The 7,760-nt window shown below is 44.3% G+C and carries 8 protein-coding genes; 2 read left to right on the top strand and 6 right to left on the bottom strand.

Annotated elements, in window-relative coordinates; genetic code table 11:
- From JWH17_RS01805 to JWH17_RS01780, 6 genes are all read right to left on the bottom strand, one after another.
- A partial coding sequence (locus JWH17_RS01805) for a hypothetical protein (protein WP_205220837.1) occupies nt 1-369 on the bottom strand: 369 nt, incomplete at its 3' end.
- Nucleotides 370-407: 38 nt separating this feature from the next.
- Nucleotides 408-1,502 (bottom strand): response regulator, encoded by a 1,095-nt coding sequence (locus JWH17_RS01800; RefSeq protein ID WP_205220836.1) that lies wholly within the window; start codon nt 1,500-1,502, stop codon nt 408-410.
- Between the two features lie 21 nt (nt 1,503-1,523).
- Nucleotides 1,524-2,669 carry a two-component system sensor histidine kinase NtrB gene (locus JWH17_RS01795; RefSeq protein ID WP_205220835.1) on the bottom strand — a complete coding sequence of 382 codons (1,146 nt, stop codon included), beginning with the start codon at nt 2,667-2,669 and terminating at the stop codon, nt 1,524-1,526.
- Nucleotides 2,670-2,952: 283 nt separating this feature from the next.
- Nucleotides 2,953-3,393, bottom strand: a complete 441-nt coding sequence (locus JWH17_RS01790) for a thermonuclease family protein (RefSeq protein WP_205220834.1) — start codon at nt 3,391-3,393, stop codon at nt 2,953-2,955.
- Nucleotides 3,394-3,991: 598 nt separating this feature from the next.
- A complete protein-coding gene (locus JWH17_RS01785; protein WP_205220833.1) occupies nt 3,992-4,171 on the bottom strand; it encodes a twitching motility protein in 180 nt (59 codons plus the stop codon).
- Between the two features lie 244 nt (nt 4,172-4,415).
- Complete coding sequence (locus tag JWH17_RS01780; RefSeq protein WP_205220832.1) at nt 4,416-4,586, bottom strand: hypothetical protein; 171 nt, start codon at nt 4,584-4,586, stop codon at nt 4,416-4,418.
- Nucleotides 4,587-5,111: 525 nt separating this feature from the next.
- Between JWH17_RS01780 and JWH17_RS01775 the strand changes: the two genes are divergently transcribed.
- Nucleotides 5,112-6,440 carry a sn-glycerol-1-phosphate dehydrogenase gene (locus tag JWH17_RS01775; protein WP_205220831.1) on the top strand — a complete coding sequence of 443 codons (1,329 nt, stop codon included), beginning with the start codon at nt 5,112-5,114 and terminating at the stop codon, nt 6,438-6,440.
- Nucleotides 6,441-6,694: 254 nt separating this feature from the next.
- Nucleotides 6,695-7,702, top strand: coding sequence for a phosphate/phosphite/phosphonate ABC transporter substrate-binding protein (phnD, locus tag JWH17_RS01770; RefSeq protein WP_438941059.1), 1,008 nt, complete (start codon nt 6,695-6,697; stop codon nt 7,700-7,702).
- Nucleotides 7,703-7,760: the final 58 nt, after the last annotated feature.

The raw sequence follows: 7,760 nt of genomic DNA, 5'->3' as shown, positions 1-7,760 counted from the left end.
TTCTTGAGGGGAAGAAGGGGGCGGCGGTGCGACGGTCTTGCTTGTTAATTCCTGCTGCAGCAGATTTAGCGACATGGTAATGAGATTTTGGTTAAAATCCGGATCACAAAGAAGGAAAATAATTGACGTTTCGTTTAGTTCACGGGCAAGAATTGCAGATTCGTCATACTGCAACGATAAATCCGTAAGATCGGGAAAACTCATGCGGCCGGCGCTGAGTAGTTTTGTTAGGAGTTTGCCTATCTCGGTCAATTTTTGTTCTGTGAAAATGGCGGGGAGGTTGGTCGCCAACATCCCGTTTTGACTATGGTAAACACCTGCACCGATGACGCCTGATAGATCCTTAAGGTCGTCAAGAATTCCTTTCATTGTTTTCAAGCTCCTTTAGGGTAGCAATCTGCAACAAATTACCCTGTATGTGTTGTGCTCTTTATGATTTGGGAGAGCTCCTGGCTGATTATTTGGGCACGAGAACCCTCTCGAAGTTTGACCAGCAAGCAGTATTCATTGATTAGAAAGAGTAAAAATGGGATCCGACCAGTTGTTGAGAAGCACATCAGCCGGCAAGGGCCTTGTTTGAGGATTTCTTCGAGGATAAAGGAGAGATGCAGGAAGATAGCCGGATCAAAGTTTTGAAGACTGCATTCTCCTGGATTGTGGAAGTTGAGAACGCTATGTCGGTCAAAAATAGCACATTCAGTTACTGCTTGTTGTGCCTTGATTTGCTGAAAGAGCTCTTCCCAGGCACCTTTGTTAACAGTGACACTCGTTTTTTCATGCTTTAAGGCAAAAGAAGGGCCAGCGGGATCACTTGATAGGGCATGTCCACCTTGTGTGCCCTCATCTTTTATGCAGTGCGCATTTAACAGTATGGATTCTATGGTCGCATTAATTCTCCCCTCCTGTCGCCTGCATATATTATCGAGTTCGATTTTGGTCTTTTCCCAACAAATTATCTGGTGGGCTGCATTTTCTCCGCGCAGTTCGTCATATTCAGCATCAATGAGGTTCCCTTCAAACATGTAGAGGTAACCCATTTTGTTTGCAGAGGTAACCTTAAGGGTACAGCTTTTCTTTTCCATTTGTAATAACTGCAAAAAACTCGCTGGTGTTATCCCCTGGATATAGCTTTTTGAATCTTTGCCAAGCCCCTCAAATATGGCTTTTTCTAATGTGTCTAAGTCAAGTGGCTTTTCTAGGTAGTGAATGGTTTCGTACTGAGCCAGCCGCGATTCGATCTCTGGAGTACCAAAAGCAGTCATGACGATAACAGGTAGCTGGGGCAATTCCCGACTTGCCCACGCCAATAATTCAAACCCATTCATGTGGGGCATTTCGAGGTCTGTTACAAGGAGATCAACCTGATTGTTTTTCAAGACTTCTACAGCTTCCTGCCCATTGCCTGCCGTTAAAATGGTGAATTTGTCCTCATGGATTTTGAATCCATCCTGCAGAGAAAGCAGGAATGATTTTTCGTCGTCGGCAATTAATACGTATTTCATGCTACTAAGCGATATTCTCAGTTATAAGTTGTCTTCTTGGCTTACTGGTAATCCTATGGTCACGCAGGTTCCCTCCCCAACTGTACTCTCTATGTCAATGCTGCTGTCCATTCGAGCCAGCAACTTTTGGGTAATGACCAGTCCCAGACCATTGCCGGAAGGTTTACTAGAGTTAAATGGCTGGAAAAGACGTTTCTTTTGTTCAGGAGAAATGCCGCAACCGTTGTCTTTGACGGTAATCCAAAGGATATTGTCCCTTATGGAGCCGGTTAAATGAATTTCCGGAGCAGAGGTTTTTTCAAGAGCATCAGCGGCATTGGAAATGATGTTAAGTAAAACCTGGTTCATTGCCCGTGGATCAATTTGTACTTTTCGTAAACTTGCTGATATATCTAAAGTGAACAGGATCCCCCTGTTGCGCAAATCCACTTCAGCAAGTGATTGGAAGGTTTTTAGATACTCTTGAATAATTATATCAGTGACATTGACAACTTCAAACATGCTGAAGTTTTTTAGTGACTTCAACAGGTATTCTACTCTGCCTATATCTGCCAGGCTTCGGTCTACGTACTCTTCAACCGTTTGTTGAGAAAATCGGTTCAGGTTTTGTCTGAGGACGCTCAATGTCATTTTCAACGAGTTAAGCGGGTTGCCCACTTCATGGCGGATGCCGGAAAAAATAAAGCCAAGATTGTCTATGCTGTTTGCCGCTTGAGCGATAGCCTCAAGGCGCATTCTTTCGGTTATGTCGCGGATGAAAATAGCACAGTACCTTTCAGCTATATGGTAGATGGAATACCCAAGTACCTTGTCATTGTGTTTAACCATTCCTGAAATGGTATCTGGTACCCCTCGTTTTGCGAGAACTTCCTTTTGGTCAAAGAAAAGGGAATAGATTTTTTCAAAATCACCTGAGGTGTCAACTTCGCCAATAAGTTCAAAGTAGAGGGGATTTTGATATTCGATTACGGATTCGAGTACATCAAGGACGACAATGCCAACGTCAATTCTATCTATAATCTGGTTGAGATCCCAAGTCGGCGCAGTGGATTGAGAAGCCTCGGTGTTGAAGCTTCCCAGGCCTGGATGGAGCCGATTGCCGGTACGATGTCGTGAATGTGTATTGAGTGTAGCGGCAGAGTTATGGTGAGAAGATTTTGTTTCCATATAATATATGGCCTCAAAAAAACCGGAAATGCAAGAAGAAAACGTAGGTGTCTACATGTCTATAAAGAGGGAGGTGTCTGAAATGTTAGGTAAAAGGGGCTTATTGTTAAAAATGCAACCCTTGACTACGTGGAGTCAGCGATACCGGTGAACGAAAATCGGAGGAACCGAGGGGAAACTCTGCAAGTTGACTATTTTATTGTGTGCATTCTTGACTGTAACTGCTCACAGGAAGTATAACTCCTTGATTTATCATAACTCAAATCTGTAACTGAAGATTTAATCAATCCTTGTCAGCCCACATCCCACGTCCTTGGAGTCTTGAAAATGCTTCTATCGATATCCAGGTGTTGCAGAAGTTCTCTTTGCAGTTCTTCGTGTCCACCAAGGCGTAGCCTTCTTGTATAAGGTGCTTGTTCAAAATTTGACCACTGATATACACCAAAGCAGCAGGTTGGCCATGTTCATCAATGGTTACCTCGTTAACAGCAATTTGTCTTCCTATAACCAGAGAAGCGATGGTTTCGTTTGTCTGGTTTGCATAGGCCTGGCTTAATTCCGGAGTCTTTATGCCGTAGAGACGTATTGTAATTTGTTCGCTGTCACGTTCAACGGTTATCGTATCATTATTGGGCCCGGTTATTGCCTTGCCACTCCAGCATAAAGCATGGGCTGGGATAAGAATACACAATGCTGCAAGTATCAGGTGTTTTTTTATAATCATTTTGTTGATATTACTGCGGCCCGTTTTTGTTTGTATCTACAGAAATGGTGCTATGTTTTTCTGCGTTTGGGGTTGGTTTGGATATGGTTGACTTGTCGGTGAGGGTACATTGCAAAATAAGGTAGCAAACAGTAATGATAACGAGTGCGGCAATATGCCATGGCTTTATTTTTTGCTTAATAACCGTTTTGTTGGTGTCTGTTTGTCGGTCACTATTATCCTGTTTTTTTTTAGGGGTAGCTTAACGGCTTAACGGCTTAACGGCTTGATGGAGGTAAACAACCATTAGATTACTTTTTGTGCATGTTGGTTAACAGCGTAATGTATATCTATACCTTCACCGTTATTGCGAAGCCGTCATTTCGCCTAACTGTTGCCGGGATGCAGCAAAGGATGTTTGGTCTGGACGAGTGCTATTTTTTATTACCATTCAACAGTACCCGGCCATATACAAACCCTGTGTTACTTCCTTTAATCTCACCCCGCGGATAGGCTACTTTCCATCCTGCATAGAGGACTACAGAACCGAGACTTCCGACCTCTGCTGCTTATCGCGTTTGCAGATAGCTTGTATCCTGCGTCCGGCTGCGCCAACGCACTAGCCGATTGACCCCATTATTTCTTCTTGAAAATTTTCATCATTGATCAGTTTCATTGCAATCACCTTACACACCTCGGCAGGTAAAGATGTGCTGTCTTGTGCTGCGACATCAACGGAGACTTCTCCAGCCTCATCAATAGTGAGGACAAGCGCTGCTTGATTTTCATGTAATTCCATGTTTATGATCCTTTGAAAGAGTTAGGTGAAAATATTTCTCCGTCTGTCGGGGTGATTTTTTAGCTTTTCGAGCACCTTGAAAAAATGCTTTTTCTTCCAATTTTGCTGTCACGCTCAAATTTTTATCCTCGGAGGTAAGCAGAGACGCTTATATCAAATATATGCCTGCGGAAAAATGCATCCTGCTCTTTGACCTTGATAAGAAAATTTATTTTTTCAAAGTACCCTTTATTTTGTCGTTTTTTTAGGTGGTTTTTTTCTTTTTGTCTCTATCATAGAGACTCTCTATTTCGTACTCTTTGCCGGCGACCATAATGTCGAGATCACCATCATTTTCAAAAATGTATTGAAAGGGGATAACGTCGGTTTTTTGAAAACGGTTGAGGTTACAATTTTTACCTTGATTGGTTACCATTTCATCATTTGGAGAAGTGCATTGTTCTTCAAATCGCGAACGTTCACTGCTACAGGCAGAAAGAGCGAGGAGCGCGGAGAATTAAGCAAAGCTTTTGGCGCGGAACAGCATAAGATCTCCATGCAGTAATAAGTTTATTAATTTTAAAACAGTATAGCACAAAGCTGGAATTTGGACGCAGTCTATTTTTTTTGTAAAGGATATCTACTTTGGCAGAGGGCGTTTGTGCTAATGGAGGCCTTGTTGGCAGAGGTTGACTGTCCTGTAGAAAAAAAGGACGATTGTTGGTTTCCTCTTATCATAATTTTATCACTACGGGGTATCTTAACTAACCAGAATTTTCGTTTAACGTTGAGACGTGCTTAAGAAATTATCACAGGTATACCCTTAATGTCGGAGTCTAGGAGTCTGTCGGAGTGAACCCTTTTTCCTCAACCAGGCAGGTTACGGCTTACCACCGATGGTAATTTTTAAGCATAACGAAAAGGCAATTATGCAAGATGGCCCACTTGTATGGAAAGTATCATGGACTTAACGACCTTATTGGGGACAACCTTTGATTGCGCCTGCGGCAGGCGTCACCAAATCCCGACCGAAAAATTGATATATGGCCGAGATGCTTTTACAGCGCTACCGCAAATAGTGACAGACATAACCGACGGGCAAAAGTGTTTGCTTGTTGCTGATCAACGCACCTGGGAAAAAGCTGGGGAAAAAGCAGCCGGGGAACTTGAGGCATCCGGGCTGCAGGTCTTCTGTTTTATTGTTCCGGACAAGGATGGTGAGGAGCCGACTGCCGATGAGCAGACCAAAGACTACCTCATGCAAAATGCTCCTTTAGCAGATCTGTATATAGCCGTGGGCAGCGGCGTTATTAATGATCTGGTCAAATGGGTGGCATATTTACAAAGGAAGCCCTACGTAAGCGTACCTACTGCCGCCTCCATGAACGGGTATGCGTCCGCCAATGTTGCGGCAACTGTTGACGGCCTCAAGGTGTTGTTTCATGCTGAGGCGTGCCGGGCAGTTGTTGCTAACCCGGAGATCATCAATAATGCGCCGCAGGAATTGACTGCTTCGGGCCTTGGAGATGTGCTGGCCAAATCGGTGAGTTCTGCCGACTGGAAGCTCAATCAATTGCTTTTTGGCGACTATTACTGCCAGTTTGCCGTTGACCTGCTCAAAGATTTGGAACCAATCTACCTGGAAAATCCAAAGCAGATTCGTAAGAAAGATCCGGTTGCCCTGCAGGCACTTTTTGAAGCGCTGTTTTACTCCAGTATTGCCATGACCATGACCGGAACCTCTTCGCCGGCTTCCGGGGGTGAACATCTTATTTCCCATACCCTGGATATGCTGGCTATCCGCGATAACAAAAAGCATGATTTGCATGGCAGACAGGTAGGTGTCGGCTCCATCTTGAGTGCTGCCATATATGAAAAGGTGATGCAGCTTGAAAAGCCTGTTTTTTATAAGGTGCCGCAGCAGGTTAACCAGGCATTTTGGGGTAGTCTTTTCCCTATCGTAGAGAAAGAGTACCAACAGAAGTTGGTGCGGATAAAACAGGCGGTTGATTATCTGCAGCAACCGGCAAACTGGCAGCTTTTTAAAAAGACCATTCAGCCGGGCCTGGTTCCGCCCATTCAACTCAAAAAATGTTTGCTGGAGGCTGGTGCGGCGCATCGGTTTGAGGATATCCGTTATGATGGAATCGCACTGCCAAGAAAAAAGTTTGTAGACATTGTCACCCATGCCAACCAGATGCGTCAGCGTTTTACCATTCTTGATTTGGCGGCGATCCTGGGGATTATTCCTGATCAATTGGATGCCTTGGTAGATGAGTGGGTGAGTTGACAGTATTTTCTTTCCATGGCAGTGCAGGGAATTTGGGTTGACAGGGCCAAGAGAAAATAGCTAGTACTAGCCTATTCCTCTTTTCCGAAAGGAACATTGGTGCTGCAGTTTGGGGTAAACAAGGCACTTGTGGTATGTGTGAGGAAGGGGAGAATGGTTGTTGGTATTGGTCCAGGTCAAGGCAAGGTTTTATTTGTTATTCGCTGAATCTTTGCTTTGACAAAATTTTAAAGAGGAGGGGTAGCATGAAAAGGATGATGGCGCTTTTGATGGCGGTTCTATTTGCAGTCGGCACGGCAACCGCCGCAGAAGAATGTAAGAATCGCGGTACGCTGGATGAAATGTATTGCGACGAAAATATGGATCTCGTTGCCGATACACCCAAAAACGAGGAAGACTGGAAAGATCCCAAAACGCTTGTTTTCACTTATACTCCTGTTGAAGATCCTGCAGTGTACAAAGATGCATTCGCAGATTTTCAGAAGTATCTGGAAAAGGCAACAGGGAAAAGAGTTATCTATTATACCGTGCAGTCAAATGCTGCAGAAGTCGAGGCCATGCGCTCCGGACGGCTGCACATTGCCGGTTTCTCAACCGGGCCTACGGGTTTTGCCGTTAACCTTGCCGGTTATGTACCCATCGCTGTGAAAGGGTACCCAGATGGTTTTCAGGGGTATAACCTGATTTTGGTGACCAAGAAAGACAGCGGTATTAAAACCATGGAAGATATTAAAGGGAAGCGGGTAGCACATACCTCTGCCTCTTCCAACTCTGGAAACCTTGCGCCCAGAGCCATTTTTCCACAACACGGCATTATCCCGGACAAGGATTACACCGTTGTGTATTCCGGAAAGCATGATCAGTCGATCCTTGGCGTTGCCCATGGTGACTATGATGCAGCTCCGGTAGCCTCTGATGTCTTTTATCGAATGGCAGATGCCGGAAGGATTAATGCGGATGATTTTAATATAATCTTTACCAGTCCCAAGTTTCCGACTTCTTCTTTTGGCTATGCACACAATCTGAATCCTGAGTTAGTGAAAAAGATTGTAGATGCTTTTTATTCCTACCGATTTACCCCAGCCATGCAGGAGACCTTTGGTCAGGCCGATCGTTTTTATCCTGTAACCTATCAAAAAGATTGGAAAGTTATCCGCGATATCGCAGAATCTACAGGCACTTCCTATAATCAGGCCGGTTTGAAAAAGATGGCTGAAAAGGACGCGGCTAAAGCTGCCAAAAAGAAGGCCCAAAAACAGTAATCTGTTTTTTTTTTTTACTGCATCATGCCCCGCTAAAATACAGAGGGCATGATGTGCT

The organism is Desulfogranum marinum (assembly GCF_016918565.1).
In the GTDB taxonomy this organism is placed as follows: Bacteria; Desulfobacterota; Desulfobulbia; order Desulfobulbales; family Desulfobulbaceae; genus Desulfogranum; species Desulfogranum marinum.
Note: the sequence above shows the minus strand (reverse complement) of the source record. Positions and strands in the feature narration are given on the sequence as shown.

What these genes read in the sequence shown, in the direction of transcription:
- JWH17_RS01795 (WP_205220835.1), bottom strand. Translation starts at nt 2,669, where the DNA reads ATGGAAACAAAATCTTCTCACCATAACTCTGCCGCTACACTCAATACA.
- JWH17_RS01775 (WP_205220831.1), top strand. Translation starts at nt 5,112, where the DNA reads ATGGACTTAACGACCTTATTGGGGACAACCTTTGATTGCGCCTGCGGC.
- phnD (WP_438941059.1), top strand. Translation starts at nt 6,695, where the DNA reads ATGATGGCGCTTTTGATGGCGGTTCTATTTGCAGTCGGCACGGCAACC.
- JWH17_RS01800 (WP_205220836.1), bottom strand. Translation starts at nt 1,502, where the DNA reads ATGAAATACGTATTAATTGCCGACGACGAAAAATCATTCCTGCTTTCT.
- JWH17_RS01790 (WP_205220834.1), bottom strand. Translation starts at nt 3,393, where the DNA reads ATGATTATAAAAAAACACCTGATACTTGCAGCATTGTGTATTCTTATC.
- JWH17_RS01780 (WP_205220832.1), bottom strand. Translation starts at nt 4,586, where the DNA reads ATGGTAACCAATCAAGGTAAAAATTGTAACCTCAACCGTTTTCAAAAA.
- JWH17_RS01785 (WP_205220833.1), bottom strand. Translation starts at nt 4,171, where the DNA reads ATGGAATTACATGAAAATCAAGCAGCGCTTGTCCTCACTATTGATGAG.